2 protein-coding genes and 1 pseudogene are annotated in these 2,372 nt (G+C 29.1%); all 3 read right to left on the bottom strand.

Annotated features, from left to right (window positions below; all coding sequences use genetic code 11):
• Nucleotides 1-147: pseudogene (locus tag HUJ77_RS04120) on the bottom strand (GTP pyrophosphokinase); the annotation flags it as partial.
• 44 nt (nucleotides 148-191) lie between these two features.
• Complete coding sequence (locus tag HUJ77_RS04115) at nucleotides 192-1,379, bottom strand: restriction endonuclease subunit S (protein WP_291707307.1); 1,188 nt, start codon at nucleotides 1,377-1,379, stop codon at nucleotides 192-194.
• A gap of 3 nt (nucleotides 1,380-1,382) precedes the next feature.
• Nucleotides 1,383-2,372: class I SAM-dependent DNA methyltransferase (locus HUJ77_RS04110; protein WP_291707306.1), on the bottom strand; the 990-nt coding region annotated here is incomplete at its 5' end.

Below are 2,372 nucleotides of genomic sequence, written 5' to 3'. Positions count from 1 at the left end.
AACATCATGCAACACAGCAACTATTTTATGTTCATAGTCCTTAAGAGACATCATTACTCTAATAGGATGAAGAATATATGCCTCTCCACCTTTATCTACCTGTCCTAAATGAGCCTCAGTTGCAATAATAATTGCCTTACTCAACATTAAGTGATTATTATCCTTGACCATACATTCTCCTCCTATAATATTTAATTAAATAATTCTCCATTAAATGCTTTTTGCATTAATGAATTAAAATTATCTTCTAATTCTTTTAAGCTTTTCTCCATTTCAAATTTCAATTTATCGACTTGTTTAACATAACTAACAAACTTTTCTTGCCTTTCTACTGGTGGATATATAATCGGAAACTCTTCAAGATGTTCTTTATTAAGCTGTCTTTTATCGATTCCTCCTACACAAACACTTCTTATATATCCTCTATACTCTTTACTGGTAAGAATATATAAAACAAACTCATTTATTACTTGTTGTTGAAGCCTTATTAGATACACGTGTCCATTAACATTTGCACTATCATCTTCACCTAAAAACATTGCTGCTCTACCTAAGCTACTATTTTCTGTGTTTATTCTACCTGTTTTAGTCATTAATATATCTTTATATTTCAAACTACTTTTTTTCATTTTATTATGTGTATCTTGATCTATATAAGCTACATCATCTAATAATAGTTTATTTTTCCATACATTTTGACTTCTTAAAAACATAATTCCACTTTCAACATAAACCTGCTCTCCACCCTTTGGTGTATTTCCACTCATTATGCTTATTGAAATATCTTTCAATTTTTTAACTTCCCAATTCATTGGATTATTTATAGGGTCACCAAACATCTCGATAAATTTTGATTTAACTAATTCGTCTAAAGCTTCTATTTGTTCTTTTCTTTTCTCTATTAATTCCTGTGATTTATCTAATATATCTATTATTTTTTGTTGTTCTTCTAAAGATGATACAAATATTTCAAAATCCTCTAAATCATTTTTGTTAAATCCTGCTTGTGCAGCTCTTGAACCTACATTTTTTATTCCATTTTGAAAGTATTCACTATTAAAGTAATAATATAAATATCTTTTAAGTAATTTACTTGTATTTGGTATACTCTTAATTATTGCCACATTATATGCTCCAGATAAGCCTGTTAATATTTTTCCTACTGAGGCCCCATATCTTGCAATAAGAACATCATCTTCATCACAAATCTTTAAATTACTTGATAATTTAACATACTCCTCTTCATTTTTTCTTTGAGTAAAATCTCTTATCTGTAGCATTCTAATATAGCCATCTTCAAGTTTATTAATCCATTGTTCCTTAGGAGGTTGACTTCCACCTTGAAAATCACAAACATCAGTTAATCTTAACTTATTCATATTCTACTCCCCAATCATTTCTGCTAAATCTTCTATTCCAGATGTTATTTCCATCTCTAATTCTCTAATTCTTAGCATTATTTCTTGTGGTGAATCATACTTTACTTCTTCATATTCTATTTCTTTATATTTATTAATAGAAAGGTCATATCCATTTTCTCTTATTTCTTCTGCTGGTACAAAAAAACTTTGTTCTGTTCTTTTTCTATCTGCTTCTTTATCTAAATTATTAAATCTTTCAATTATATCTGATATATCATTTTCTTCTATTGGATTTCTCTTATCATCTAAGGAATATCCATCTGCCTTCATATCATAGAACCATACCTTATCTGTTCCACCTGTTCCTGTTTTTGTAAATATCATAATAGCAGTTGATACCCCTGCATACGGCTTAAATACACCACTTGGCATTGATATTATTGCTTCTAGCTTATGGTTATCTACTATTTCTTGTCTTATAGATTTATGTCCACCTGTTGATCCAAATAATACTCCATCTGGAACTATAGATGCACATCTTCCACCTGTTTTTAGTATTCTTAAGAATAATGCTAAGAATAAAAGTTCTGTTTTCTTTGTTTTAGTTATTTTTAAAAGATCTGCTGATACTGCTTCATAGTCTAAGCTTCCCTTAAATGGAGGGTTTGCTAATACTAATGTAAACTTTTCTCTATCTGTATTAACTTCTGCTAATGAATCCTTGTATTCTATATTAGGATTATCAACCCCATGAAGCATCATATTCATAGCACCTATTCTAAGCATAGTTCTATCCATATCAAAGCCATAAAACATAGTATTATTAAAATGCTCTTTTAACCCTTTAACTAAAAATAAATCATTACGATTTTTTCTTAAATATTCTTGTGAAGATACTAAGAATCCAGCACTTCCCATTGCAGGGTCAACAATTATATCTTCTGGTGTTGGCTTCATTAAATTAACCATCATATCAATAATATGTCTTGGTGTTCTAAACTGACCATTAGT

The sequence above is a fragment of the Clostridium sp. genome, from assembly GCF_021443865.1.
GTDB lineage: Bacteria > Bacillota > Clostridia > Clostridiales > Clostridiaceae > Clostridium.
This window is presented reverse-complemented; position numbering and strand designations above follow the sequence as displayed.

Coding starts and splice junctions, on each gene's coding strand:
- HUJ77_RS04115 (WP_291707307.1), bottom strand. CDS start 1,379: ATGAATAAGTTAAGATTAACTGATGTTTGTGATTTTCAAGGTGGAAGT.